Here is a 26,403-nt window from a genome sequence, read left to right as displayed (position 1 = left end):
ATGTCTTATTTATTACATTTTAGCTGGTTATAGATAAATATATTTGCGAAAAGGCTTACAATAAAAAACGAATATGAATATGGTGTACGACATTGACATGCTTAGAAATTTCTATGCGAATTTCCCCAGAAGAGTGGACACAGCCCGCGAACGTATCGGTGGTCGCCCGATGACCTTGGCCGAGAAAATCTTATATGCGCATCTATACGATGAAAGCTCGACTCGCCTTTTCAAAAGAGGTGAGGATTATGTGAATTTCCGTCCCGACCGTGTGGCTATGCAAGATGCCACCGCTCAGATGGCGCTTTTACAATTCATGAACGCCGGAAAAGAAAAATCCGCAGTACCGGCTACCGTGCATTGCGACCATTTGATCCAAGCGAATATGGGAGCCAAGACGGATATCGATACGGCTACCAAGAGCAATAGCGAGGTCTATGATTTCTTGAAATCGGTCTCCGATAAATATGGAATCGGTTTTTGGAAACCCGGAGCAGGCATTATCCATCAAGTGGTATTGGAAAATTATGCGTTTCCCGGCGGTATGATGGTAGGAACTGATTCACATACCCCGAATGCCGGAGGACTTGGAATGGTCGCTATCGGAGTAGGAGGAGCCGACGCCGTGGATGTCATGACCGGAATGGAATGGGAACTGAAGATGCCGAAACTAATTGGTGTTAAGTTAACTGGTAGTTTGAATGGTTGGGCCTCGCCGAAGGACGTGATTCTTAAGCTAGCGGGCATTTTAACCGTAAAAGGTGGAACGAACGCTATCATCGAGTATTTCGGTCCGGGCACCGCCTCCATCTCGGCGACCGGAAAAGCTACGATCTGTAATATGGGTGCCGAGGTAGGAGCGACTACTTCTTTATTCCCATTCGATAATACAATGGCTCAATATCTTCGTGCCACGGGACGTGACGAGGTAGCGAGCTGGGCCGAAGCTATTGGTGAATATCTGGAAGCGGATATGGACGTTCGTGCCGAGCCAGATAAGTTTTACGATCGTGTAATCGTTATTAACCTTTCCGAATTGGAGCCGCATATTAACGGTCCGTTCACGCCGGATGCAGCTACGCCTATCTCGGAGTTTGCCGCAAAAGTAAAAGCGAATGGCTATCCCCGAAAGATGGAGGTCGGATTAATCGGTTCCTGTACCAACTCTTCTTATCAAGATCTAAGCCGTGCGGCATCCATTGCTCGCCAAGCTTATGAGGATAAAATACCGGTAGCGGCACCCTTGATCATCAACCCGGGTTCCGAGCAAATCCGTTATACGGCGGAAAGAGATGGTATTATCGGTGATTTTGAACGGATTGGCGCAACCATTATGGCGAATGCCTGTGGTCCTTGTATCGGACAATGGAAACGTCATACGGATGATAATACCCGTAAGAATTCGATCGTTACATCATTCAATCGTAACTTCGCTAAACGTGCGGACGGTAATCCGAATACACATGCTTTTGTCGCTTCTCCGGAACTGACACTAGCCTTGACCATCGCAGGTGATCTATGTTTCAATCCTTTGACCGATACCTTGAAGACAGAGGATGGTAAGGTTGTGAAACTGAAAGAACCGAAAGGCACGGATTTTCCGCCGAAAGGTTTCGAGGTAAAGGATAACGGCTATCTGGCACCTACGGGTAAGAACGTAGTGGTGAACATCGATCCGGAATCCAATCGCCTACAGGTATTAAAGCCTTTCGCTCCTTGGAACGGAGAGGATTTCACGAATATGCCCCTTCTTATCAAGGCTGAAGGTAAATGTACGACGGATCATATCTCGATGGCCGGTCCATGGTTACGTTTCCGTGGGCATTTGGAAAATATATCGGATAATATGTTGATGGGAGCCGTAAACGCTTTCAATGGGAAGACAAACTCTGTATTGAATCAACTGAACAATGAATATGAAGCAGTTTCTGCCGTAGCGAAACAATACAAGGCAAATGGTATTTCCTCGATCGTCGTAGCGGAAGAAAACTATGGTGAAGGCTCTTCCCGGGAACATGCAGCCATGGAGCCTCGCTTCCTAAATGTAAAAGTGATCCTAGCCAAGAGTTTCGCCCGTATCCACGAAACAAACTTGAAGAAACAAGGAATGTTAGCACTGACTTTCGCCGATAAGGAGGATTATAGCAAGATCCGTGAGAATGACCATATCTCGATCATCGGATTGAAAGATTTTCAGCCGGGCAAACCGTTGACGGCCGTTCTTCTTCATGCGGATGGTACGCAAGAATCATTCCCGGTTAACCATACGTATAATGATTTACAAATTAAATGGTTCAAGGCGGGTTCCGCTTTAAATACAGCTCACTAAGACAAACAAAAAAATCTTGATATCATGAGTAAGATAACAAAGAAAGGTAATCATATTTTCGTTCCGGATCACGTGACGATCCCTTATATTGAAGGAGATGGCGTGGGGCATGAGATCACTCCCGTTAGCCAAAAGATAGTAAACGCTGCCATCAAGCAAGCTTACAACGGAACCCGTTCCATTGAATGGAAAGAGGTCTTAGCCGGCGAAAAGGCGTTTAAGCAAACCGGAAGTTGGCTTCCCGATGAGACTATGGAAGCATTCCGTGAATACATCGTCGGTATTAAGGGACCGTTGACAACTCCGATTGGTGGAGGTATCCGTTCATTAAATGTGGCCCTCCGTCAGACGTTGGATTTATATGTTTGTCTCCGTCCGGTTCGTTGGTTTAAAGGAGTCGTATCTCCGGTAAAGGAGCCGCAAAAAGTGAATATGTATATCTTCCGTGAGAATACAGAAGATATCTATGCCGGAATCGAATGGCAACAAGGGACTCCGGAGGCACAAAAGTTATTGAAGTTCCTCACCGAGGAAATGGGAGTGAAGAAAATACGTTTCCCGGAAACTTCCTCTTTCGGCATCAAGCCGGTTTCTGTGGAAGGTACGGAGCGTCTGGTGCGTGCCGCTATCGAATACGCGATATTGCATCAGTTACCGAGCGTGACTTTGGTACACAAAGGTAACATCATGAAATTCACGGAAGGTGGTTTCAAACTATGGGGATACGCTTTAGCGGAACGGGAGTTTGCGGATCTCACTTTCACATGGCCTCAATATGAGAAGATCAAGAAAGAGCAAGGCGAGGAAGCGGCCAATACCGCCTTAGTGGAAGCTTCAAAGGCCGGTAAAATCATTATCAAGGATGTCATAGCCGATGCTTTCTTGCAAAACACTCTATTAATTCCGGAAGAATATTCCGTGATCGCTACCTTGAACCTGAACGGCGATTATATCTCCGATCAATTAGCGGCAATGGTAGGTGGCATTGGCATTGCTCCCGGCGCTAATATCAACTATAACAGTGGTCATGCGATCTTCGAGGCAACACATGGAACCGCTCCGAATATCGCGGGAAAGAATCTCGTAAACCCCTCTTCCTTATTATTATCATCCGTGATGATGCTGGAATATATGGGATGGAGTGATGCAGCTAACCTGATTACATCCGCTATGGAGCAAGCTTTCTCCGCTGGAGAGGCCACTCATGACTTGGCTCGTTTTATGCCGAATGGCAAATCTCTCGGCACCAAAGAATTTGGTGATCGTATCATCTCTATTATCGAAACAATTAAATTAGTATAGTCATGTTGAAGAAAGAATATTTAATTTACAAATTGTCCGAGGCTGCCAGAGAGGCTTGCAAGATTGACAACGAACTTTTCCCGATGTATAATGTGAAACGTGGCCTTCGTAACGAGGATGGTAGCGGCGTGTTAGTAGGATTGACCCAAGTCGGTAATGTAGTAGGATACGAACGCTTGCCAGAGGGCGGTCTTAAAGCGATCCCCGGTAAGTTATTCTATAGAGGTTACGACGTAGAGGATTTAGCGCGTGATTTCATCAAGGAAAAACGGTTCGGTTTTGAGGAAGTGGCTTATTTATTACTTTCTGGTAAACTCCCCGATAAAGAGGAATTATCAGCCTTTAAAGAACTGTTGAACGATAATATGCCCTTGGAGCAAAAGACCAAGATGAATATTCTGGATCTGGAAGGACAGAACATCATGAATATATTGGCTCGTAGCGTATTGGAGATGTATACCTTCGACGCAAACCCGGACGACACCTCCCGAGATAACTTAATGCGCCAATCTATTGAATTGATCTCTAAGTTCCCGACGATTATCGCTTATGCCTACAATATTTATCGTCATAGCACACAGGGGCGTTCTTTACACATCCGTCATCCGCACGAGAACTTATCGATCGCAGAAAATTTCCTTCACATGCTGAAACGTGATTTCACGGATCTGGACGCACGTACGTTGGATTTGCTCTTGGTATTGCAAGCAGAACATGGTGGTGGTAATAACTCTACGTTCACGGTACGCGTCACTAGTTCTACGGGAACGGATACGTACTCATCTATCGCAGCTGGTATCGGCTCATTGAAAGGCCCGTTGCACGGAGGCGCCAATATTCAGGTAGTAGATATGTTCCATCATTTAAAAGAGAATATCGCGGATTGGAAGAACGTGGACGAGATCGATACTTATTTCATGCGGATGCTTAACAAAGAGGCTTATAACAAGACAGGCTTGATCTATGGTATCGGCCATGCGGTCTATACGATTTCCGATCCCCGTGCGGTCGTATTAAAGGAACTGGCTCGTGATCTGGCAAAAGAGAAAGGTCGCTCTGAGGAATTCGCCTTCCTTGAGTTATTAGAGGAAAGAGCGATCGAATGTTTCGCCAAGCATAAAGGAACTAAGAAACGGGTTTCCTCGAACGTGGACTTCTATTCCGGATTCGTTTATGAGATGATCGGTTTGCCACAGGAAATCTATACGCCCTTATTCGCCATGGCCCGAATCGTGGGTTGGACCGCTCACCGTATCGAGGAGTTGAACTTTGACGGAAAACGCATCATCCGTCCGGCTTACAAGAACGTTTTGGACGATAGGGAATATATCTCAATCAACGAGCGATAACACTAAAAAAATCATAGTTATGTTTTCTTTCATTCATAGTTATAAGTTGAAGGATTCATAACTATGATTTTTTAGCATGCTCAGGCTGATAATAATATCCTACATAAAACCCTTAAAATGTAAATTTCTCAAGTTTCATCGCACCTAATCCTTGCAATTTAGGAACCAACGTTACGAAATGCTCAGCTTTTTCGTGAGCTGATAAGGATTCAGCGTCTTTCCACGTCTCACAAATCATCAATACATCACTACGAGTAGAGCTCTCGAAAATATCATAAGCTATACAGCCATTGTCTTTCAAAGACTTTTCAACCAATTCTTTCGCTGTCTCCAATGCGGCTGGACGATTCTCCTCACTTACTTGAATAAATACATTTAGTCTAATCATACTCATAATTGTTTTAAGAATGTTACATACTTGATCAAAAGTACAGCACAAATATAGAAATAAACCCGTATATTTGTCATTCGAAACGTATAATTAACAGCATGAAGGAATCTGTTCGTATTCTTCGTTTCGCCATTGTAGGTTCTTCTAACGCTTTGATCACCGCATTGGTAATCTGGATATTAATGGATATTCTGGATTGTAATTACTTGTGGTCGAACATGGCTGGATATGTGGCTGCCTTGGTGAATAACTTCTTTTGGAGTAAATACTGGGTATTTTCTTCCGGAAAAGGTAATTTCTGGAAGGAGATTCCTTTATTCCTAATCGCTTTTGGTTGCGCTTACGCTACTCAATTCATATTCTTGCTTTTAATGGTGGAGGTGATCGATCTAAATGAATATCTGGGTCAGTTCCTTGGACTTTTCGTTTACGGAGCCGTTAATTTTATGATGAATAAGAGGCTTACTTTTAAGAGCTAGAATCCGATAAATCGTATCAAAGGAAGTGGTATAGTACGCCAGTAGTGGTGAAGGTCAACGCGACTACTCGCATAAGCCTTCACCACTACTGGTATTGACCATCGGGACTAGTCGCGTGAGCCATCGAGACTAATCGTGCTGAATCGCTAACGGGTAAGGCTCGTAAACTGCTTCCCGAGTCTGTAAAGATAGAAAGCTAGATGCGTAAAAGCGAATACGAATGAGATAATCAATAAGATTTTGCTCTCGCCCCATCCCACGGTTTGCTGGTGCCAAAGCCCCGTGATCACGCAAAGCACGGATAGGGTAATACCGATCATATCCAATGTGGTCTGTCCCGAGCGATGTTTCTGCATATGTTCCAGTTTGCTATGTTTGATTCCATAGCAGACATATATATCCAGACCGATTAACATCCATAATACCAAACGAATCCATGTATCAGCCGGGAGAAAAAGCATCATTACCAGACAAGTTATGATACCGGCGATAGGCACGAACGGAACCAACGGGGTCTTGAAAGATCGGGGAGCGTCCGGCATTGTCTTACGGACAATCAATACCCCGGCGCAAACTAGCGTAAAAGCGAACAAAGTCCCGATACTACACATCTCGCCCGCTACGCTCGCCGGAACGAAAGCTGCCAATGCACCGACCAATAACATAAACAGGAAATTACTTCGTGCCGGCGTGCGGAATTTCTCATGGATATGGGAAAATAGGGGAGGGAGCAGCCCATCCCGGCTCATACTCAAGAATACACGACTCTGTCCTAATAACGTTACCATGATAACCGAGCAATACCCCAGTAAAATAGCTATTACGATCGCCCGGTTCATCCAAGGGTAATCCGGACGAATCACACCAGAAGCATCCATTTGCCCCATATGATCGATAGCTATTGCCACAGGAGCGATTCCATTCTGGCCAGCAAACGCTGAGTAATGTACGACTCCGGTCATCACGTGGGCAAACAACATATATAATATAGTACAAACCACTAATGACATCAAGATCCCGATCGGCATATTCCGTTTCGGGTTCTTGGTTTCCTGCGCCGCCGTACTTACAGCGTCGAAACCGAGGAAAGCAAAGAATACGATAGCCGCCCCTCGTAGGATACCGGAGAAACCGAACTCGCCTAGGGTCCCCGTATTAGCGGGTATATAAGGCGTATAATTCTCCATACGGATATATTTCCATCCCAAGACTACGAACACCAAGACTACGGAGACTTTCAAGAATACGATAATCCCATTGAAGATAGAACTTCCTTCCGTCCCTCGTATCAACAAAATACTCATTAACACCACGATCACGAAAGCCGGGATATTCACGATACCGCCATCCCAAGGGCAAGCCGTCAAGGCTTGCGGTAAATGTACTCCGAATCCTTCCAGAAAAACGACCAAATACCGACTCCAACTTATGCTAACGGTCGTAGCGGCCACGCAATACTCGAGCACCAAATCCCAACCGATAATCCAAGCGACCAACTCACCCATCGTGGCATACGAATAGGTATATGCGCTACCTGCCACCGGGATCATGGATGCGAACTCGGCGTAACATAACCCGGCGAAACAACAGCCTAAGGCGGCGATAGCGAAAGATAAAGTAATGGCAGGCCCCGTATACCCGGCGGCCACCGCACCCGTAATGGAGAACAATCCGGCACCGATAATAACACCGACACCTAAGGCGATCAAACTCCACGGGCCAAGGATACGCTTCAGCGATTTACTGCCCGAATCATTTGCCTCGGTCATCAAATCCGCTAAAGGCTTCTTAATAAATAAACCCATCTGTATAGATTAAAAAATTAGTAATTGGGCGCAAAGGTAGGAATTTTTATTATGTTTGCCGAAAAGTAAAAGCAAGGACAGAAACAAACAAGAAAATAAATAGACAACTAAATAATGAAACAATTGATAGCCTGTTGCGGATTAGATTGCGAAAGTTGCGATGCCCGCATAGCCACAGTTAAGAATGATAATGAGCTAAGAGAAAAAACCGCCCAAAAGTGGAGTGCCATGAACAATGCGCCCGAAATTACAGCCGCAACTATAAACTGTATGGGGTGTCGTACGGACGGAGTGAAATTTGCGTATTGCAGTGATTATTGTGAAATACGCAAATGTGTATCCGGAAAAGGCTTTAATACATGTGGCGATTGTGATGAATTGGATAGTTGCCAGATAGTCGGTGCGGTCCTTCAGCATGCTCCCGACACAAGAGAAAATCTAATGTAGAAGCAAAAAAGATGAACCTCTAACATATCCGATCCTAATTCCGTATTGGCAGCCGTTCCCAAAGCCATTCAGGGATCAGTCTCCAGAGAAAGACAAGGATAGCGTATCTCCAATCGATGATCGCCCTTCTCTTTTTCCGGTCTATAGCGTTAGCGATACGCAAGGCGGCGTATTGGGGAGACATCAGCATAGGATAATTCCTGCCGTCTTTCAATAAATCCGTACGGACAAATCCCGGACGGATATCCGTAAATGTAATAGGCTGTTTCTCCATACGGGAAAGTTGGGCTAAAGCGTCTATATAAATATTTTGGTATCGTTTGGTAGCCGAGTAGGAGGGAGCGACACCTAATCCTTTGGTTCCGGCAATAGAGCTGATTACAGATATATGCCCGCCACCTTGACTGGAAAAATAACGATAGGCCGCTAGTACCATACGTGTAAAGCCTGTCACATTCGTCTGTATCGTAGCTTGTTCAATGGAAGTATCTAAGTTTTTATTCTGGTTGCCGATCCCTGAACTAAGCAGGAAGATGTCCATTCCTCCCAAATCACGGATTAATTCGTCTAAACGATCAGCGGCATCCTCGGCGGTCACGTCCAACTGCTTTATCTGGATATGCTCCGGATCTTGCTTACGAAACTCCTCCAACCGATCAACCCGACGACCAGCCAATCCCAGTTGATATCCTCGTTTCCAATAAATCTTAGCAACCTCATAGCCGATACCGGAGGTAGCGCCGATAATGATAATTCGTTTGACCATAATACTTGATACAATAAATTAACAATAAAGATAAACAAAATTCTCATACTAAGCTCTATCTTTGTCACCCATCTTTTAAATTTAACACATAAATCCATGAACAACGCAACAACACAGTCACATATCGTGTGGCTCGATGTAATACGAACCGTAGCTATGCTGATGGTTATTGGAGTACATTGTATAGATCCTTTTTATATCTCACCTACACTCGGAAGTTTACCGGAATATAAACATTGGGCCGCTGTTTACGGCTCTCTTTTACGGCCCTCCGTTCCTCTTTTCGTTATGATGACGGGACTTTTACTATTGCCTATACGGGAACAATCTTTAGGTGTTTTCTATAAAAAGAGAATATATAGGGTATTATTTCCTTTTTTGATATGGTCTGTATTATACAATATATTCCCTTGGGTTACAGGGCTATTAGGTTTGCCGAAAGAGATAATCGGTGAGTTTTTCTGCTATGTGCAAGGAAATGAGTCACAATCCTTATCCGACGCATTGAAAGACATCGCCATGATCCCGTTCAATTTCAGTTTTAAGGAAAACCATATGTGGTATATTTATTTACTCATCGGATTGTATCTGTATATGCCATTCTTCTCCGCATGGATCGAGAAGGCGGATCGTTCCAAAGAGAGGGTCTATTTAGGGATATGGTTCGTATCTCTTTTCTTGCCTTATATGTCTGCCTATATCAGCAAATATTTATACGGGGAAGCGACGTGGAATCAATTCGGCATGTTTTATTATTTCGCAGGATTCAACGGATATCTCCTATTAGGACATTACTTAAAACAAGGTAATAATTGGAATATTTGGAAAACCTTCGCTATTTGCGCAGCCATGTTTGTGGTTGGTTATGCCATAACCTATTGTGGATTCAGTTCGGCCGCAGCGAATCCCGAGGCAACAGAATTGGATATGGAGTTATTTTTCACCTTCTGTAGTCCGAATGTAGTCTTAATGACGGCAGCTGTATTTATTCTTCTTCAAAAGGTACGTATTCATAATACTCTCATAGCTAAAAAACTATCGAAAATATCCAAATATGGTTTCGGAATCTATATCGTACATTATTTTGTCGTAGGTCCGATCTTTATCTTGATCGGGAAGTTTGATTTACCGATACCTTTGCAAGTACCCATAATGGCACTTTTGATTTTCATAATCTCATGGGCGTTTACTTGGTTCATGTACCGTATATTAGGTGAACGAGCTAAATGGATCATGGGATGAAACTCTTTCGTATACTGCAACCCGCCTTGCCGTGTTACTGCACGCCTATTGTAGTAACACGGCTAAAATACCATAAAACTCCTTGCAATCCCCATCTGTTTCGTTATATTTGCTACAATTTATAAACTTGATAAAATAAAACGCTATGTCAGTAAAATCTTATATCGAATCCAATAAGGATCGTTTTCTTGAGGAATTGTTCTCTTTAATCCGCATTCCGTCAATCAGCGCCAAGCATGAGAATAAGCCGGACATGTTGACATGTGCCCAGCGTTGGACTGAGGTGCTGTTGTCTTCTGGTGCGGATAAGGCCGAGGTAATGCCTACGAAAGGCAATCCTGTCGTATACGCCGAGAAAATGGTATCTCCCAATGCTCCGACCGTATTGGTTTACGCTCATTACGACGTGATGCCCGCCGAACCTTTGGAATTGTGGAAGAGTGAACCTTTCGAGCCGGTGATCCGGGACGGACGCATTTGGGCCCGTGGAGCAGACGATGATAAGGGACAGGGTATGATTCAAGTAAAAGGTTTTGAGACAGCGATTAAAGAAGGCTTGTTACAGTGTAACGTGAAGTTTATTTTCGAAGGAGAGGAGGAGATAGGTTCTCCTAGCTTGGAAGATTTTTGCCGGGAACATAAAGAATTATTGAAAGCGGATGTAATCCTCGTTTCCGATACAAGCATGGTCAGCGCTGAAACACCGTCGCTCACGACAGGCTTACGTGGTTTGGCTTACTGGGAAATAGAAGTAACCGGACCGAACCGCGATTTGCATTCCGGTCATTTTGGCGGAGCCGTAGCGAATCCGATCAATGTACTTTGCAAATTGATGGCAGATATCACCGACGTGGATGGACGCATCACGATCCCGGGTTTTTATGACGACGTGGAGGATGTATCTCCCGCAGAACGGGAGATGATCGCCCAAATCCCATTCGACGAGGAAAAATATAAGAAAGCGATCGGGGTAGACGCTCTTTTCGGAGAGAAAGGCTATTCTACGCTAGAACGTAATAGTTGTCGGCCTTCTTTCGATATCTGTGGTATTTGGGGCGGATATACGGGGGAAGGAAGCAAAACTGTATTGCCTTCAAAGGCTTATGCCAAGGTTTCCACTCGTTTGGTTCCACACCAAGATCATGCCAAGATCTCCCAAATGTTTGAGGAGTATATAGCTCGTGTGACCCCACCTTATGTTAAAGTGAAAGTTACGCCCAGCCATGGCGGGCAAGGATATGTTTGTCCGATAGACTTGCCAGCTTATCAAGCGGCAGAAAAGGCTGTTGGCATCGCATTCGGGAAGAAACCGTTGGCGGTTCGTCGCGGAGGTAGCATTCCTATTATCTCTACATTCGAGCAGGTATTAGGTATCAAGACCGTACTGATGGGATTCGGCTTGGAGCAAAACGCGATCCATTCGCCCAACGAGAGTCAGGAGTTGGATATCTTCTTCAAGGGAATCGAGTCGGTAGCGGAATTCTACCGTTTATATAAATAAGAAGGAAGAAGATGAGTATATTAATAAAGAATGTCCTGTTTAACGATAGGACGATTGATATCTATATCGAAGGAAAAGAGATCAAGCAAATAGGAGAGGGCTTGTCTTTTCCTGCCGATAAGATACTGGATGGTAGCCGTAAAGCCGTCATTCCCGGTTTCGTGAACGCTCATACACATGCTGCCATGACTTTGTTCCGCGGCTTCGGCGATGATATGCCGCTTATGCCATGGCTTGAGCAAAAGATCTGGCCGAATGAGGCGAAAATGACCCGTGAGGATGTATATTGGGGAGCGAAATTAGCGTGCTTGGAAATGATAAAAAGTGGCACGACCACTTTCTTCGACATGTATCAACGCCCTCGTGTCACGGCCGATGTGACGGAGGAGATGGGATTGCGAGGTATCATAGCCGGCGTTTGCTTCGATGGTTTTGATAAAGAAGAGGCGGAGAAATGCAAACGCCATAACGAGCGACTGATCCAAGATGTGGATAACTACAGCAAACGGGTTCGCTTCTCGATCGGGCCGCACGCCATCTATACCGTTTCCGGTGAGCTTCTGAAATGGGCGCATCGGTTCGCTATGGAACATCAAATCCCGATCCATCTGCATCTAGCAGAGACAGAGGGGGAAGTGAAAGACTCTCTCGATAGATTCGGACTCACTCCTGTACGTTATTTATATAAGTTAGGTGTGCTTTCTCCACGTTTGATTATCGCTCACGGAATTTACATCGATGATGACGAGCTTCGCATGTTGGCCGATCACGAGGTGAAAGTCGTACATAACCCGGCCTCAAACATGAAACTGGCTTCCGGTATTCATTTTAAGTTTAAGGAAATGCGCCAATTGGGTATTACCGTGGGATTGGGAACGGACGGTTGTTCCTCTTCCAATAACTTGGATATGATCGAGGCGATGAAGCTGGCTTCCCTGTTAGGAAAAGCTTGGCGAAAGGATCCCGAAGCCTTGACCGCAAATGAGATGCTGCAAGCCGCTACTGCGGAAGGAGCCGCTATGTTCAGTTTAAAAGCCGGGCAGATCAAGGAAGGGTATTTAGCCGATCTATGTTTGATAGATCTCAACACCCCCGCTTTTACCCCGAACTTCAATTTCGTCTCAAATCTTGTATACGCCGCCAACGGCAGTTGCGTGGATACCGTTATCTGTGATGGTAAAATATTGATGGAGAATAAGAAGGTACCGGGAGAGGACGAGATTATGGAGAAAGCGACAGAGATAGCTTATAACTTGATGAAACGTTAAATTGATTAAATATGGAAATGATTAAAACCGAACAATATCGGGAAGCGGCCGCCTATTTAGCTAGCCGGATCGAAGGTAACCCGGAGACCGCCATTATCCTTGGTAGTGGCTTAGGCTCTTTAGCCGATCAAATAACAGATCCTATAGTGATACCTTATGCGGAGATCCCACATTTTATGAAATCTACCGCTACCGGGCATAAGGGGAATTTTATTTGTGGCAAACTAGGGGATAAGCAAGTCTTGGCTATGCAAGGCCGTTTTCATTACTATGAGGGCTACACAATGCAACAGGTCACTTTTCCCGTACGTGTAATGAAGCTCTTAGGAATCAAGAACCTTTTGGTCTCGAACGCCGCCGGAGGTATCAATAATACGTTCAAGGTAGGTGATCTGATGATCATCCGGGATCATATCAATATGATGCCGAACCCGCTGATCGGTCCGAACAATGAGGATTTCGGCACTCGTTTCCCGGATATGACCCGTGCTTATGATCGTGAATTTATCCGCTATGTGGAAGAAATAGCCGCCTCCCGATCTATCCCGTTAAAGAAAGGTGTATATGTAGGTTTGACAGGCCCTTCCTTCGAGACTCCTTCCGAGTACGCTTTCTATGGAAAAGTCGGGGGAGATGCGATCGGCATGAGTACGGTACCGGAAGTAATCGTGGCACGTCATGCGGGCTTGCGTGTATTCGGTATGTCTGTCATCACGAACGAAGGTTATCACTTCGCTGACGACTTTGTAAATGATGGTGCCGATGTTATCGTAGCGGCTAATAAAGCAGCATCTGTTATGACACAACTATTTACGGAATTGGTCAAAAAAATCCAATAAAAAAGTAACGCAAAGGCTTGGTGGTTTCAATGAAATCACTACCTTTGCACTCGCAATCGAGAACAAAGCGGTTGTATATGCGGAAGTAGCTCAGTTGGTAGAGCATAACCTTGCCAAGGTTAGGGTCGCGGGTTCGAGTCCCGTCTTCCGCTCTTTCTCGTATTGATTGCCCAGGTGGCGGAATTGGTAGACGCGCTCGTTTCAGGTGCGAGTGGTTTTGCGATCGTGCAGGTTCGAGTCCTGTTCTGGGCACCCTTCCTAAAATGCGCAGGTGGTGGAATTGGTAGACACGCTACTTTGAGGGGGTAGTGCCGGTTACGGCGTGTGAGTTCAAGTCTCATCCTGCGTACTTAAGTAAAAAAAGAAATAAGAGCATGATCTATTCAATTAGGTCATGCTTTTTTTGCGTGTCAAAATGACAGACGAATAAGATGGACGAACATAAAAAAAGCCGGACTCACGCCCGGCTTCTATATTCATAGACAAACTTATTCAGCATCTTTCTTTTTTATCGAAGTCGTGATTTTCTGCTCTTCCTTATCAAAGTCTACGATAATCGTATCGCCTTCACCTACTGAGGCACGGATAATCATCTCCGCCATCTCATCTTCCAGATACTTCTGGATCGCACGCTTCAACGGACGGGCACCGAACTGGATATCGTAGCCTTTTGTCGCAATGAAATCTTTTGCCTCGTCTGTGATCGACAACTCATAGCCCAGATTTGATACACGCTGATACAGACCCTGCAACTCAATATCGATAATCTTATGAATAGCGGCTTTATCAAGCTGATCGAACATAATGATATCATCCACACGGTTCAAGAACTCTGGAGCAAATGCTTTATTCAACGCTTTCTGGATCACGCTACGGGAGAAATCCTTATCCGGCTCACCAGCCATCTGAGTATTGAAACCAACGCCACGGCCGAAATCTTTCAATTGCCGGGTACCAATATTGGAAGTCATGATCAAGATCGTATTCTTGAAATCAATACGTCTACCCAGACTATCCGTCAAACGGCCTTCATCCAAGACTTGCAGCAGCAAGTTAAATACATCCGGATGCGCCTTCTCGATCTCGTCCAATAAGACCACCGAATAGGGCTTGCGACGTACTTTCTCTGTTAACTGGCCACCTTCCTCGTAACCAACGTATCCGGGAGGCGCTCCGATCAAACGGGAAACAGCGAATTTCTCCAAGTATTCACTCATATCGATACGTACCAAAGAATCCGCCGAATCAAATAGATATTCAGCAAGCTTCTTGGCCAAGTGAGTTTTACCTACACCCGTCGGTCCTAGGAACATAAAAGTTCCGATCGGCTTATTCGGATCTTTCAAGCCAACACGGTTACGTTGAATTGCCTTTACGATCTTTTGAACAGCATCATCCTGCCCGACCACCTTACTTTTCAATACGTCCGCCATTTCCAGAAGCTTGACATTCTCTGCCTTAGCGATACGTTGAACAGGTACACCGGACATCATGGCAACAACTTCAGCGACCTTCTCTTCATCAACGGTCTCCCGATGTTCTTGAAGCTCTTGTTCCCATTTAGCTTTCGCGGCCTCTAGTTGCAATAAATACTGACGCTCCTTATCGCGGAAACTTGCGGCTAATTCAAAGTTCTGAGATTTCACGGCCGCTAATTTCTCATTCTTCGTATCCTCGATCTTTGCCTCAAGCTCTTCGATACTTTTCGGAACAATGATATTAGATATATGTACACGGGAACCGGCCTCGTCTAAAGCATCGATCGCCTTATCCGGGAAATTACGGTCGCTGATATATCTTTCTGTCAATTTTACACACGCTTGTAAAGCATCTTCAGTATAGATCACGTTATGGTGCTCCTCATAACGAGGTTTGATATTACGCAAGATCTGCAAAGTTTCTTCCGCCGTAGTCGGATCAACGATCACTTTCTGGAAACGACGTTCCAACGCACCGTCTTTCTCGATATTCTTACGATATTCATCCAAAGTAGTAGCGCCAATGCATTGAATCTCACCACGAGCCAACGCAGGTTTCAGCATATTCGCCGCATCCATAGACCCGGAAGCGGAACCAGCGCCAACAATCGTATGAATCTCATCGATAAAGAGGATGATATTCGGGTTCTTCGATAACTCATTCAAGATAGCCTTAATACGTTCCTCGAATTGTCCGCGGTATTTCGTGCCGGCGACAATAGAAGCCATATCCAAGCTAATCACACGCTTATCGAATAACACCCGGGAAACCTTACGCTGAATAATGCGTAAAGCCAATCCCTCTACGATAGCCGACTTACCCACACCCGGCTCACCAATCAATACCGGATTATTTTTCTTCCTACGGCTTAATATCTGGGCCAAACGCTCGATCTCCTTCTCACGTCCCACAATCGGGTCTAGACGGTTTTCTGCGGCGGCACGTGTCATATCCGTTCCGAAGTTATCCAGAACAGGTGTATCATTAGGGGATTTCGGTTGAGCGGCTCCCGCTCCAGCACCGGAAGAGGGGCGAGATGCCTCACGACGAGAGGAGAAACCTTCGTCCTCGTCATCTTCGTCATCATCCGTATATCCGTCGCTGATCTCGTCGAATTCCTCCATATTGTTCAAACCGGTTCCGCTTACTAATATATTATATGCGGAACGATAAGTAATACCCGCATCGTTCAACACCTTGGCGGCTACATTAAACTCCTCTTTCAATATCGCCAATAGGAGATGTTCCGTATCGGTCTCATCTTCCTTGAATAAACGAGATTCCAGCATACTCATACGCAAGACACGTTCTGTAGTCTTACTTATAGCGATCTCATGCTGGACAGAATCCTCAGAATCGAATGTGTTCTTTATTTCTTGCTCAATCTTGCGTTTAATATCCATCGGATCGGTATGTAGCTCTCGCAAGACACGCATTGCCTCGCCTTCGCCTTCCCGAATGATGCCTAGCATCAAATGTTCCGGCCCGATATAGCTATTCTGGAGCCTAGCCGCTTCTTCACGGCTATACTCAATCACGTCAATCAATCTTTTCGAATAATTTTTCATACTATATTATATATGTACTGATTACGCAAAGTTACATAATCTATTCCAACTATCATCAAATTTCGTGCCATTATTCCTTAATAAGCCTTGAAAAGCCCAGAGGCGCAAAATTTCAAGACAAATTCTTTCGTAGTATACGGAAAAACCTTACCTTAGTGCAATTTTTCAGAGGTGAGATATTGAGTGTAATTAATATAAAACTAAATGGTTGATCAAGACAGAATTATTAAGATTAACATCGAAGAGGAAATGAAATCGGCATACATTGATTATTCAATGTCTGTCATTGTTTCACGTGCTCTTCCTGATGTTAGGGATGGCTTTAAGCCGGTTCACCGCCGTATTTTATTTGGAATGAATGAACTGGGTAACACATCCGACAAACCTTATAAAAAATCTGCGAGAATAGTTGGTGAAGTTTTAGGTAAATATCATCCACATGGCGACTTGTCTGTATATTTCGCCATGGTTCGTATGGCCCAGACATGGTCTATGCGTTATCCGTTAGTAGACGGACAAGGTAACTTCGGTTCAGTGGACGGTGATAGTCCTGCCGCTATGCGTTATACAGAGGCACGACTGAGTAAACTCGCCGAAGAAATGCTCCGGGATATCGATAAGGACACGGTAGATTTCCAGCTTAACTTCGATGATACGTTGAAGGAGCCGACCGTATTGCCGACTCGTGTTCCTAACTTACTTGTAAATGGTGGATCGGGTATCGCCGTTGGTATGGCTACGAATATGCCGACTCATAACTTGAGCGAGGTATTAGATGGTTGTATCGCTTATATCGATGCCAAGGGAGATATCGAGGTAGAAGGCTTAATGCAATATATCAAGGCTCCGGACTTCCCTACAGGCGCTACAATTTATGGCTACGCAGGCGTGAAAGACGCTTTCGAGACGGGTAGGGGACGTATCATCCTTCGCGGTAAAGCCGAGATTGAGGTGGAGAATAATCATGAGAAGATTATTATTACCGAGATTCCTTATTTGGTAAATAAGGCTGAGTTGATCAAGTATATCGCTGACCTGGTAAACGAGAAGCGTATCGATGGCATTTCCAATGTCAATGACGAGTCCGACCGTAGCGGTATGCGTATCGTAGTTGACGTGAAACGTGACGCAAACTCGAGTGTCGTGCTGAATAAATTGTATAAGCTTACGGCTCTGCAATCCTCATTCAGCGTCAATAATATCGCTTTGGTGAACGGCCGTCCGAGATTGCTTAACTTAAAAGACTTAATCAAGGCGTTTGTTGAGCACCGTCATGAGGTCGTTATCCGGCGTACAAAATATGAATTGAGGAAAGCGGAAGAGAGAGCTCATATATTGGAAGGCTTGATCATCGCTTCCGATAATATAGACGAGGTAATCGCGATTATCAAGTCTTCCAAGAGCCCGCAAGAGGCTATCGAGCGTTTGATCGAACGTTTTTCTTTATCTGAGCTTCAAGCACGTGCGATTGTCGAGATGAGACTTCGTCAGTTGACAGGTCTGGAACAAGACAAATTGCGTGCGGAATATGAGGAGATCGAGAAGTTGATCGCTTATTTGAATGAGATTCTGGAGAATGAGGACCTTTGTATGAAGGTTATCAAAGATGAATTATTGGAAATCAAGGATAAATTTGGCGACGAACGTAAGACGGATATCGTTTACGCCTCTGAGGAATTAAATCCGGAGGATTTCTATGCGGATGATGAGATGATCATTACCGTATCTCATATGGGATATATCAAACGTACCCCGTTAAGTGAGTTCCGTGCGCAAGGCCGTGGTGGTGTAGGAGCGAAGGGTTCCGAGACTAGAGACGAGGATTTCGTTGAGTATATCTATCCGGCATCCATGCACGCGACCTTATTATTCTTCACGGCAAAAGGTAAATGTTATTGGTTGAAGGTATTCGAGATTCCGGAAGGAGCTAAGAACGCTAAAGGACGTGCGATCCAGAATCTTCTGAATATCGAGCCGGATGATAAGGTACAAGCCTTTATACGTGTTAAGAAATTAACCACCGATACGGAATTCATTAATTCTCATTACCTATTATTCTGTACGAAGAAAGGTGTGATCAAAAAGACCTTGTTGGAGGCCTATTCCCGTCCTCGTCAAAACGGTGTGAACGCTATTACATTGCGTGAAGACGATGGCTTGATCCAAGTATGTATGACGAATGGCAACAACGAGGTGATCATAGCGAACCGTAACGGCCGGGCGATCCGTTTCCATGAAAGCGCGGTACGTGTAATGGGCCGTACGGCTTCCGGAGTGAAAGGTATGACTTTGGACGAGGATAATACCGATGAAGTCGTTGGTATGATCTGTATCAAGGACAAGGAAAAAGAGACCGTACTCGTCGTATCGGAGCAGGGATATGGAAAACGTTCCTCTATCGAGGATTATCGTATAACGAATCGTGGCGGTAAAGGCGTAAAAACCATTAATATCACGGAGAAGACTGGTAAATTAGTTGCCATCAAGAATGTTACGGACGAGAACGATTTAATGATTATCAATAAGTCGGGTATCGCTATCCGTATGAAAGTGGCCGATTTGAACGTAATAGGACGTGCTACTCAAGGTGTTCGTTTGATTAATCTAGAAAAGCGCAACGACGAAATCGCTTCTGTATGTAAAGTATTGTCTGAGAGTGAAGAGGAGATAGCCGAGCAAAAAGCGGAACAAGAAGCCAGACAAGAGAATGAGGGAAGAGAGTTGAGTGAGAATCAAGCTAGTCTAGGTACCGATGTTGATCTGCCGGAATCAGAGAAGGATAACGAGCTAGATAATAACGAAGAAATAACTGAATAATTTTAAACAAATAGAAATATTAATCTCAAAATTACTATCGCAATGAAACGAGTATTATTAACAGTGGCACTATGTGTCGCAGCATCGGTCTCTTTTGCACAGAAAAAAGCTGTAAATGAGGCTCAAAGTATAGCTAAGGGTTCAACTCCTGATTTCTCGGAAGCCAGAACTCTTATTAAAGGAGCTTTGGAAAATCCAGAAACAAAGGATGACGCTAAAACTTGGTATGTTGCCGGTTTTATCGAGGATCAACAGTTCAGCAACGAAAGAACTAAACAAGTCTTGGGCCAACAACCGGACGAGCCTGTTATGTACGAGGCATTGGGTAGTATTTTGCCATACTTTGAGAAAGCATATGAGTTAGATCAACTTCCTAATGAAAAAGGAAAAGTTAAACCTAAGTTCACGAAAGATATCAAAGGTATCCTAGGAGCAAACCACGTATATTACATCAATGGTGGTGCTTACTATTTCGATCAGAAAGATTATAACAAAGCTTACGATTTCTTCGAGCAATACCTGAAAATATCTGATATGCCGATGTTTAAAGGTGAGGCTGTCGCTGAAAGAGATTCAAACTTCATGACAGTTCAGTTCTATGCCGCTGTAGCAGCGACCCAACTTGGCGATTCTCAAAAAGCTATCGCAGCGTTAGAGCGTGCTAAAAATACGGATTATAGAGCAAGCGAGGTATATCAATACTTATGCTATGAGTATGAGCAAGCTAAAGATACCGTGAATTTAGAGAAGACTTTGGAAGAAGGTTTGAATAAATTCCCTGAGGAACAGTATTTCTTAATGAGCCTTATAAACAATTACATCTATTCTAATAGAAATGAGAAAGCTATTGAATATTTGAACACAGCTATCGCTAAGGATTCCAACAATCCACAGCTTTACGATGTAATGGGCCGTGTTTATGAGACTGGTTTGAAAGATTACGCTAAAGCTGAAGAGTATTTCAAGAAAGCATTGGCGATCAATCCTGACTATATCGAATCTCTCTCTAACTTAGGTCGTGTATATTATAACCAAGGTGTAAACAAGCAAGGTGAGGCTAATATGATCAACGACGCAAAACAATATCAAGAGGAATTAGGCAAAGCTAAGGAATTCTTTAAGCAAGCTCTTCCTTACTTTGAGAAAGCTCACCAAATGAAACCAGAAGAAAGAGAATATATGACCGCTTTAAGAGGTATTTACTACAACTTGAATATGGGTGATAAATTCGATGCTATTGAAGCAGAGATGAATAAGTAATTTCTTCTTTCAGAATAAATGGAACCGTCTAGTAATATAAGGTTACTAGGCGGTTTTTTATTTGTGTATCATGTATCGCAGAGTAGTCATTTTTTGATCGTTCATAATACTATTAAACATAATGGGAATTATAAAATTAATAGCAAGATAAGGATAAATTAGTGCATTCAAGCAAAGCTTGTAGCTGCTTTGAGTAAAGACACAGATCTTTTCACGGCTGTGAAACGTTTGTTTCATGGATGTGAAAAGATCGTATCACAGCTGTGAAAAGATCAGATCACCTATATGAAAAGATTAATTCAGCTTGACGCAACTATTTGATTCGCTATTAACTCCTTCAAATAAAGCATGACTTTCGGATGACTTAATGGCATGTCCTCTAGGATTTCTTTAAGCTCTCGCGTACTGATATCAAATGAAACCAGATCTGAATGATATGAGAAATGAATGTTTATGTCTGGATTACTGCCTATAAGCATAGCCATTGTACCCGCCAAATCTCCCCAAGGCGGACAATCAATATGAGATGAGACAAAACAAGCAACAACTACCGTACCTTTTCCCTGTATGGAAGATATTTCCACATTCCCGCCTGTTTGCTCCGCGTTTTGTATCAAGAAAGGTAAGCCTAGACCCACTTTTCGTGTCGTGCGAGTCGTATAAAACGGATTACGGATCAGAGAGACTGTTTCCGGATCCATACCACAGCCATTATCCGCGATACGAATACATATGGATGTGTCCTTTATCTGTATATCTATCTCTATGTCAGAAGCTTTTGCTCTGATACTATTAGCGGTTATATCCGTGATATGAAACGAGAGATTATCCATGAGAGGCGAAAATTAAGTGATTGTCTTTTTGATCAAAAGCCTTTCGTAAGCCATCGAAGGTTAATTCCTCCGTTTGCCAAATGGAGGGCTGAGTACCTATTTGTTCGGGGCAATGAGCATCCGAGGCTGAGTATTGAGTCTGCTCTTTCAAATACCCGTGAATAGACAATAACTTACTGTATCTTTGCTGATTATTATATTCAATAGCATCTAAAGATAAGCAGGGGTCTATAAAACCTAATTGACTGATCAAGCTGAATGACGGACGTTCTACATGGGCGGCTACAAATAGAGCATCCACCTTACGTGCTTGAGCGGCTATTTGGTTTACGCTTTGATCCAAGGCGGAGAGCAAAAGATAGGGTACTTCTCCTAGAATCTCATTCTCCGCATTCACCCAAACTTGATCGCCAAAACGTTCCGGATCATTTGGAATTGGAGGGAGATGCTCTTCTAAATATCGTTGGAATCGCTTACGGGATTCATCGGTCGGGAAATAAACCAGACAATGCGCTTCCTCACGGGTCGTAACTTCTACGCCCGCAAAGACCCTTAGTCCGAATCTCTCGCCAAGGGATTGAATCTCCGGGCATTGTAAGGTCGTATTATGGTCCGTAATGGCAATAGCATCCAAACCTTTCGCTAAGGAACGACGCACGATCTCCGATGGACTCATTTCCAGACTGCCGCATGGCGACAGGCAAGTATGGATATGTAAATCAGCTAAATACTGTTTCATCCATTCTCATTCTGTAATAAGCGGTAAATCATACCGGAAGCCTCGAACGCGGAACGTGTAGTTCCTAAAAGAGGGACAGCCTCTTCCCTACCTTTTTGTAAGGTCTCATCATCTGGAGAGGTTCCGTTCACGATCAATACCGCGGAGGCGTCTTTTAAAGTAGCCACGGCCAGTATATTCTGATGCGTTTGCATGGTAATCCATAGCATACCCTCCTCGATATGTCCCATGACATCACTTAGTAAATCGCTCGTATAGCCCCCGGTTATCTCTGTATCAAGGCCCTCTTCTCCACAAAATACAGTAAGATTCAACATCTTCACTAAATCACAAACCTTCATATTTAGCTCCTTTCTTATAACAATCCTTATTTAAACGATCTTTCCCCCATGTCTTCTCAACGATACGGAAGGCATGCTCTTGGTCTAGTTTACCGTGCTTCTCCATATTACGTTGCATAAATACGCAATCACTGAATTGAGCCTCGTGGCGTACGATATCCTCGGCCAAGCTTTGACAGTTCGGGCTGCCGCAAGCGCCACAATCGATTCCCGGTAGGTAGCACATCAATTTCCGCACTTGCTCCATTTTCTTCAGCATCTCATCGATCGTTCCATCGTACAACCGTTTGGGATTCGGTTGCACCGGACGGATCGTAATATGCTGCCTCAAATAGGATAAAGCCTCGAAATTATCGGCGGCGTATATCATCGGTACTTTATCCCGGTTCATGGATCGCTTCATGATACGCTCGGCCGTGAGGAAACGGTTCGCTACGGCTAATACACCTCCGGCACAGCTACGGTCGCAAGCCCTCAGTTCCAGAAAGTCCACGTTACGTACCTCGCTGGTCGTTTCCATTCGTTCCAAGAAATCGATCACATTATGGATCTCATCGATCGCGAGGCAACGACCGGAGAAATGTTTGGCCTCCCCTCCTGTCTGGCTCCATCGCATCTCTTTTTTCGTTAATGGCGGAGGAAGCTCACATTCCGGCTCATATCCTCTCGGGCGATTCTTAAGAATATGGTATACCTTATTATATAGGGTATCCATATTTATCACGCCTTTGATCGTAGATGAATAACCTTCCGCTCCCTTCAACGCCGCGATTTTCGCCGCGCAAGGCGTAACATAAAAGATACCGATCTCTTCCGAGGGAATACCTTGCCCTTCCAATATCTTATGATAATAAGTGGCCGAGGCGTTTACCGGCGCTTTCACCAATAAGATATTATCCACCAGCGCAGGGAAACGGACTTGTATCAACCGGACGATAGCGGGGCAAAAAGAACTGATCACCGGCTTTTCCTCGGCGTTTTCCATCTGCCGTACCATTTCCTTATGGATCATATCGGCGGTAAACTCTACTTGGAAAACATGGGTAAAGCCCAGTTCCATAACGGCGCTGATAATTTCCTTCTCGGTCGTGTACTTTGAGAACTGCCCGATAAATACCGTGGGCATCAACGCTACCCTGCATTTATAATCAAATATACGCTGGAAGTCATCCTGCTCCACATAGATAGCCTCTGTCGGGCACGATTTCAAGCACTCGCCGCAATCCACGCACCAATCCTTATGGATCAAAGCCTTACCATCCCGGATACGGATCGCTCCCGTAGGGCACTCTTTCATGCAATGCGTACAGCCTATACAGCGGTCATTGTCAATCTTCAAGGCATGATAAAAATTAGCTTCCTCCATGGTCTACGCTCCTTCTTTATTAAACCATGTGACCATACGTACCGTGGTACCTACGTCTACTTGGCTCTCGATCGTTAATTCATCTACGTTCTTCTTCATATTTGGAAGTCCCATTCCGGCACCAAATCCCATCTCACGCACGGCCTCGGATGCCGTCGAATACCCTTCACGCATAGCTAGCGATATATCCGGGATTCCGGGCCCTTCATCCTTCAGTTCCAAAGATATTTTATCAGCGTCCAATTCAGCGACAACCGTTCCTCTCCAAGCGTGAGCCACGATATTCACCTCCGCCTCATAAAGCGCCACGACCACCCGCTTAATGATCCGGGGATCGATAGCCAATTGCTTCAAGACCTTCTTTATCTGGCTAGACGCATAACCCGCCTTCGAGAAATTACCGCCCTCCAACTCAAACTTAAATAGCATATCTCACGACCTCCTTTCTTAATATATAGGAAGGAGCCCCGCGCTATAAAGCTCTCCGACCGTATGATACATAGAATGATCTGTCTCCAGAAGAACCATATTGTTCTCACGAGCCAGCTCCAGCATATCCGGGGTTACTTTCTTCCCCCGCACGAAAAGTATATAAGAAACTTCCGCCATCTCCGCGGTACGGATCGTTTGCAAATTACAAAGTCCTGTCACCAACAGCACATCGCCACAATCCAGCGTAAGCACGTCACTCATCAGATCGCTGGCAAAAGCGCACTGCACATCGTTCTCCCGTTTCTCTGAGCCACAGACGATGGAGGCATCGGTAAGTTCTTGAATTCTTTGAATCTTCATAAGGTACCAGAGGTTACATTTTACATGGGCTAATGTAAGAAATAATTTCGAATGTCGGCCTAGTATATTACATTAATTACTATCTTTGGTACACTAACAAAAAATAATCCTTATGTTCAGTAAAGAAACTTATATGGCCCGCCGGGCTAAGCTGAAACAAACCATAGGTTCCGGTTTGTTGCTATTCCTTGGAAACGACGAGAGTGGGATGAACTACGCCGATAATACGTATCACTTCCGTCAAGACTCTACCTTCTTGTATTTCTTCGGATTGCCATACGCCGGGTTATCCGCTATCATCGATATCGATAACGATAAGGAGATCATCTTTGGCGATGAGTTGACTATAGACGCGATTGTATGGATGGGTACGCAGCCCACCCTAAAAGAGAAGAGCGAGGCCGCAGGTATCAAGGAAGTCCGTCCTTTCAAGGAGATCGAGACTTACTTGAAGAATGCCCAGCAAAAAGGCCAGCCAATCCATTATCTGCCGACGTATCGTGCGGAACACCAGATCAAGTTATTCCAATGGTTGGGTATCGTACCCGGCGCGGAGAAACCTTCCGTGCCTTTCATCATGGGTGTCGTAAACCAACGGAATTACAAGAGCGAGGAAGAAATCGCCGAGATCGAGAAAGCTTGTATCGTAACCGCTGATATGCACCTGACTGCCATGCGTACCGTACGTCCGGGAATCCGGGAGTCGGATGTAGCGGCTGCCGTTGCGGAAGTCGCTTTCGCCAACAATTACCAGCTCTCCTTCCCTATCATCGCCACGATCAATGGGCAGACCTTGCACAACCATGATCATAGTCATATGATTAAGAGCGGCGATATGCTGTTATTGGACGCCGGTGCCGAGACTGAGATGGGATATGCCGGAGATATGTCATCCACCATCCCGGCCGACTCTAAGTTCACGACCCGTCAAAAAGACATCTATGATATTCAAGTAGCCGCCCATGAAGCTGCCGTAGCGGCTTTGCGCCCGGGTATTCCTTTCGTGGATGTATATGAGTTGTCTTGTAAAGTGATCATGGAGGGTTTAAAGGACCTTGGTTTCGTGAAAGGAGATCCGATGGAGGCCGTAAAAGCCGGTGCTCACGCCATGTTTATGCCTTGTGGCTTAGGCCATATGATGGGATTGGATGTACATGATATGGAGAATCTGGGAGAGGTATACGTTGGTTATGACGGACAGCCGAAGAGTACGGAATTCGGACGTAAGTCATTGCGCTTGGGACGTAAGCTGGAACCGGGTTTTGTCTTGACCATCGAGCCGGGTGTATACTTCATCCCTGAATTAATGGATTTATGGAGAGGCCAGAACAAGTTCACCGAATTCATCAATTACGAGAAGTTGTTTACATATAAGGATTTCAGTGGCATACGTAACGAGGAAGACTATCTGATTACCGAGAACGGCGCTCGTCTATTAGGAAAGAAGATCCCTTTGCGTACGGAAGAAGTGGAAGCTATTCGATAAATCC

At 44.7% G+C, this 26,403-nt stretch carries 22 protein-coding genes and 3 tRNA genes; 15 read left to right on the top strand and 10 right to left on the bottom strand.

All coding sequences use genetic code 11. From position 1 onward, the window contains the following. Positions 1-79 precede the first annotated feature (79 nt). The 3 genes from DWX84_RS03315 to DWX84_RS03305 are packed head-to-tail and all read left to right on the top strand — an operon-like array spanning position 80 to position 4,980. Positions 80-2,329: an aconitate hydratase gene (locus tag DWX84_RS03315; protein WP_048927482.1), complete on the top strand. Its 2,250-nt coding sequence runs from the start codon at positions 80-82 to the stop codon at positions 2,327-2,329. A gap of 24 nt (positions 2,330-2,353) precedes the next feature. Beyond that, positions 2,354-3,631: an NADP-dependent isocitrate dehydrogenase gene (gene icd, locus DWX84_RS03310; RefSeq protein ID WP_005856984.1), complete on the top strand. Its 1,278-nt coding sequence runs from the start codon at positions 2,354-2,356 to the stop codon at positions 3,629-3,631. Positions 3,632-3,636: 5 nt separating this feature from the next. Next, the gene (locus DWX84_RS03305; RefSeq protein WP_008772165.1) at positions 3,637-4,980 is read left to right on the top strand and encodes a citrate/2-methylcitrate synthase; all 1,344 of its coding nucleotides are present in this window, start codon (positions 3,637-3,639) and stop codon (positions 4,978-4,980) included. Between the two features lie 112 nt (positions 4,981-5,092). On the opposite strand, the gene DWX84_RS03300 is transcribed toward DWX84_RS03305, so the two are convergent. Further along, positions 5,093-5,368: a putative quinol monooxygenase gene (locus DWX84_RS03300; protein ID WP_005856980.1), complete on the bottom strand. Its 276-nt coding sequence runs from the start codon at positions 5,366-5,368 to the stop codon at positions 5,093-5,095. A gap of 101 nt (positions 5,369-5,469) precedes the next feature. Here DWX84_RS03300 and DWX84_RS03295 point away from each other — a divergent pair, with 101 nt between their 5' ends. After that, the gene (locus DWX84_RS03295; protein WP_005856979.1) at positions 5,470-5,850 is read left to right on the top strand and encodes a GtrA family protein; all 381 of its coding nucleotides are present in this window, start codon (positions 5,470-5,472) and stop codon (positions 5,848-5,850) included. A 146-nt stretch (positions 5,851-5,996) separates the two neighbouring features. Here the strand turns inward: DWX84_RS03295 and DWX84_RS03290 are convergent, their stop codons facing one another. Further along, positions 5,997-7,655 (bottom strand): amino acid permease, encoded by a 1,659-nt coding sequence (locus DWX84_RS03290; RefSeq protein ID WP_005862312.1) that lies wholly within the window; start codon positions 7,653-7,655, stop codon positions 5,997-5,999. A 114-nt stretch (positions 7,656-7,769) separates the two neighbouring features. Here DWX84_RS03290 and DWX84_RS03285 point away from each other — a divergent pair, with 114 nt between their 5' ends. Further along, complete coding sequence (locus DWX84_RS03285) at positions 7,770-8,102, top strand: DUF3795 domain-containing protein (protein WP_048927295.1); 333 nt, start codon at positions 7,770-7,772, stop codon at positions 8,100-8,102. A gap of 34 nt (positions 8,103-8,136) precedes the next feature. Here DWX84_RS03285 and DWX84_RS03280 read toward each other — a convergent pair whose 3' ends face one another. Continuing rightward, positions 8,137-8,868, bottom strand: a complete 732-nt coding sequence (locus tag DWX84_RS03280) for an SDR family oxidoreductase (RefSeq protein WP_057318756.1) — start codon at positions 8,866-8,868, stop codon at positions 8,137-8,139. A gap of 96 nt (positions 8,869-8,964) precedes the next feature. Here DWX84_RS03280 and DWX84_RS03275 point away from each other — a divergent pair, with 96 nt between their 5' ends. From DWX84_RS03275 to DWX84_RS03245, 7 genes are all read left to right on the top strand, one after another. After that, the gene (locus tag DWX84_RS03275; RefSeq protein WP_008772162.1) at positions 8,965-10,110 is read left to right on the top strand and encodes an acyltransferase; all 1,146 of its coding nucleotides are present in this window, start codon (positions 8,965-8,967) and stop codon (positions 10,108-10,110) included. 145 nt (positions 10,111-10,255) lie between these two features. Beyond that, positions 10,256-11,611, top strand: a complete 1,356-nt coding sequence (locus DWX84_RS03270) for a dipeptidase (protein ID WP_009017450.1) — start codon at positions 10,256-10,258, stop codon at positions 11,609-11,611. Positions 11,612-11,622: 11 nt separating this feature from the next. Next, positions 11,623-12,879, top strand: coding sequence for an amidohydrolase (locus DWX84_RS03265; protein ID WP_048927296.1), 1,257 nt, complete (start codon positions 11,623-11,625; stop codon positions 12,877-12,879). An 11-nt stretch (positions 12,880-12,890) separates the two neighbouring features. Continuing rightward, on the top strand, positions 12,891-13,718 hold the full coding sequence (locus DWX84_RS03260) for a purine nucleoside phosphorylase I, inosine and guanosine-specific (RefSeq protein ID WP_005862304.1): 828 nt from the start codon (positions 12,891-12,893) through the stop codon (positions 13,716-13,718). Positions 13,719-13,797: 79 nt separating this feature from the next. Next, positions 13,798-13,870 (top strand) — tRNA-Gly (locus DWX84_RS03255). Positions 13,871-13,886: 16 nt separating this feature from the next. Next, positions 13,887-13,970: transfer RNA gene (locus tag DWX84_RS03250), tRNA-Leu, on the top strand. A 13-nt stretch (positions 13,971-13,983) separates the two neighbouring features. Continuing rightward, positions 13,984-14,067 (top strand) — tRNA-Leu (locus DWX84_RS03245). Positions 14,068-14,206: 139 nt separating this feature from the next. Here DWX84_RS03245 and DWX84_RS03240 read toward each other — a convergent pair. Beyond that, positions 14,207-16,765, bottom strand: coding sequence for an ATP-dependent Clp protease ATP-binding subunit (locus tag DWX84_RS03240; protein WP_005862303.1), 2,559 nt, complete (start codon positions 16,763-16,765; stop codon positions 14,207-14,209). 204 nt (positions 16,766-16,969) lie between these two features. On the opposite strand from DWX84_RS03240, the gene gyrA reads away from it, so the two are divergent. After that, positions 16,970-19,582: a DNA gyrase subunit A gene (gyrA, locus tag DWX84_RS03235; RefSeq protein WP_122377420.1), complete on the top strand. Its 2,613-nt coding sequence runs from the start codon at positions 16,970-16,972 to the stop codon at positions 19,580-19,582. Positions 19,583-19,624: 42 nt separating this feature from the next. Further along, positions 19,625-20,842 carry a lipopolysaccharide assembly protein LapB gene (locus tag DWX84_RS03230; protein WP_005856958.1) on the top strand — a complete coding sequence of 406 codons (1,218 nt, stop codon included), beginning with the start codon at positions 19,625-19,627 and terminating at the stop codon, positions 20,840-20,842. A 299-nt stretch (positions 20,843-21,141) separates the two neighbouring features. Here the strand turns inward: DWX84_RS03230 and DWX84_RS03225 are convergent, their stop codons facing one another. The 6 genes from DWX84_RS03225 to DWX84_RS03200 are packed head-to-tail and all read right to left on the bottom strand — an operon-like array spanning position 21,142 to position 24,913. Beyond that, complete coding sequence (locus DWX84_RS03225) at positions 21,142-21,675, bottom strand: ATP-binding protein (protein WP_005862300.1); 534 nt, start codon at positions 21,673-21,675, stop codon at positions 21,142-21,144. Then, positions 21,668-22,414 (bottom strand): PHP domain-containing protein, encoded by a 747-nt coding sequence (locus DWX84_RS03220; RefSeq protein ID WP_048927298.1) that lies wholly within the window; start codon positions 22,412-22,414, stop codon positions 21,668-21,670. The genes DWX84_RS03225 and DWX84_RS03220 overlap by 8 nt, the downstream gene beginning before the upstream one ends. Beyond that, on the bottom strand, positions 22,411-22,755 hold the full coding sequence (locus tag DWX84_RS03215; protein WP_005856952.1) for a DRTGG domain-containing protein: 345 nt from the start codon (positions 22,753-22,755) through the stop codon (positions 22,411-22,413). The genes DWX84_RS03220 and DWX84_RS03215 overlap by 4 nt, the downstream gene beginning before the upstream one ends. Further along, the gene (locus tag DWX84_RS03210) at positions 22,742-24,121 is read right to left on the bottom strand and encodes a [Fe-Fe] hydrogenase large subunit C-terminal domain-containing protein (protein ID WP_008772157.1); all 1,380 of its coding nucleotides are present in this window, start codon (positions 24,119-24,121) and stop codon (positions 22,742-22,744) included. The genes DWX84_RS03215 and DWX84_RS03210 overlap by 14 nt, the downstream gene beginning before the upstream one ends. Before the next feature lie 3 nt (positions 24,122-24,124). Continuing rightward, on the bottom strand, positions 24,125-24,550 hold the full coding sequence (locus DWX84_RS03205; protein WP_005856948.1) for an ATP-binding protein: 426 nt from the start codon (positions 24,548-24,550) through the stop codon (positions 24,125-24,127). Positions 24,551-24,568: 18 nt separating this feature from the next. Next, entirely contained in the window at positions 24,569-24,913 is a 345-nt protein-coding gene (locus DWX84_RS03200; RefSeq protein ID WP_005856945.1) for a hypothetical protein, read from the bottom strand. 112 nt (positions 24,914-25,025) lie between these two features. Between DWX84_RS03200 and DWX84_RS03195 the strand changes: the two genes are divergently transcribed. Further along, positions 25,026-26,399 carry an aminopeptidase P family protein gene (locus DWX84_RS03195; RefSeq protein ID WP_005856943.1) on the top strand — a complete coding sequence of 458 codons (1,374 nt, stop codon included), beginning with the start codon at positions 25,026-25,028 and terminating at the stop codon, positions 26,397-26,399. Positions 26,400-26,403: the final 4 nt, after the last annotated feature.

Source organism: Parabacteroides sp. AF21-43, from assembly GCF_003635435.1.
Classification (GTDB): domain Bacteria; phylum Bacteroidota; class Bacteroidia; order Bacteroidales; family Tannerellaceae; genus Parabacteroides; species Parabacteroides distasonis.
Note: the sequence above shows the minus strand (reverse complement) of the source record. Positions and strands in the feature narration are given on the sequence as shown.

What these genes read in the sequence shown, in the direction of transcription:
- DWX84_RS03275 (WP_008772162.1), top strand. Translation starts at nt 8,965, where the DNA reads ATGAACAACGCAACAACACAGTCACATATCGTGTGGCTCGATGTAATA.
- gyrA (WP_122377420.1), top strand. Translation starts at nt 16,970, where the DNA reads ATGGTTGATCAAGACAGAATTATTAAGATTAACATCGAAGAGGAAATG.
- DWX84_RS03210 (WP_008772157.1), bottom strand. Translation starts at nt 24,121, where the DNA reads ATGGAGGAAGCTAATTTTTATCATGCCTTGAAGATTGACAATGACCGC.
- DWX84_RS03220 (WP_048927298.1), bottom strand. Translation starts at nt 22,414, where the DNA reads ATGAAACAGTATTTAGCTGATTTACATATCCATACTTGCCTGTCGCCA.
- DWX84_RS03200 (WP_005856945.1), bottom strand. Translation starts at nt 24,913, where the DNA reads ATGAAGATTCAAAGAATTCAAGAACTTACCGATGCCTCCATCGTCTGT.
- DWX84_RS03240 (WP_005862303.1), bottom strand. Translation starts at nt 16,765, where the DNA reads ATGAAAAATTATTCGAAAAGATTGATTGACGTGATTGAGTATAGCCGT.
- DWX84_RS03205 (WP_005856948.1), bottom strand. Translation starts at nt 24,550, where the DNA reads ATGCTATTTAAGTTTGAGTTGGAGGGCGGTAATTTCTCGAAGGCGGGT.
- DWX84_RS03260 (WP_005862304.1), top strand. Translation starts at nt 12,891, where the DNA reads ATGGAAATGATTAAAACCGAACAATATCGGGAAGCGGCCGCCTATTTA.
- DWX84_RS03270 (WP_009017450.1), top strand. Translation starts at nt 10,256, where the DNA reads ATGTCAGTAAAATCTTATATCGAATCCAATAAGGATCGTTTTCTTGAG.
- DWX84_RS03295 (WP_005856979.1), top strand. Translation starts at nt 5,470, where the DNA reads ATGAAGGAATCTGTTCGTATTCTTCGTTTCGCCATTGTAGGTTCTTCT.
- DWX84_RS03265 (WP_048927296.1), top strand. Translation starts at nt 11,623, where the DNA reads ATGAGTATATTAATAAAGAATGTCCTGTTTAACGATAGGACGATTGAT.
- DWX84_RS03195 (WP_005856943.1), top strand. Translation starts at nt 25,026, where the DNA reads ATGTTCAGTAAAGAAACTTATATGGCCCGCCGGGCTAAGCTGAAACAA.
- DWX84_RS03300 (WP_005856980.1), bottom strand. Translation starts at nt 5,368, where the DNA reads ATGATTAGACTAAATGTATTTATTCAAGTAAGTGAGGAGAATCGTCCA.
- DWX84_RS03315 (WP_048927482.1), top strand. Translation starts at nt 80, where the DNA reads ATGGTGTACGACATTGACATGCTTAGAAATTTCTATGCGAATTTCCCC.
- DWX84_RS03230 (WP_005856958.1), top strand. Translation starts at nt 19,625, where the DNA reads ATGAAACGAGTATTATTAACAGTGGCACTATGTGTCGCAGCATCGGTC.
- icd (WP_005856984.1), top strand. Translation starts at nt 2,354, where the DNA reads ATGAGTAAGATAACAAAGAAAGGTAATCATATTTTCGTTCCGGATCAC.
- DWX84_RS03280 (WP_057318756.1), bottom strand. Translation starts at nt 8,868, where the DNA reads ATGGTCAAACGAATTATCATTATCGGCGCTACCTCCGGTATCGGCTAT.
- DWX84_RS03215 (WP_005856952.1), bottom strand. Translation starts at nt 22,755, where the DNA reads ATGAAGGTTTGTGATTTAGTGAAGATGTTGAATCTTACTGTATTTTGT.
- DWX84_RS03285 (WP_048927295.1), top strand. Translation starts at nt 7,770, where the DNA reads ATGAAACAATTGATAGCCTGTTGCGGATTAGATTGCGAAAGTTGCGAT.
- DWX84_RS03290 (WP_005862312.1), bottom strand. Translation starts at nt 7,655, where the DNA reads ATGGGTTTATTTATTAAGAAGCCTTTAGCGGATTTGATGACCGAGGCA.
- DWX84_RS03225 (WP_005862300.1), bottom strand. Translation starts at nt 21,675, where the DNA reads ATGGATAATCTCTCGTTTCATATCACGGATATAACCGCTAATAGTATC.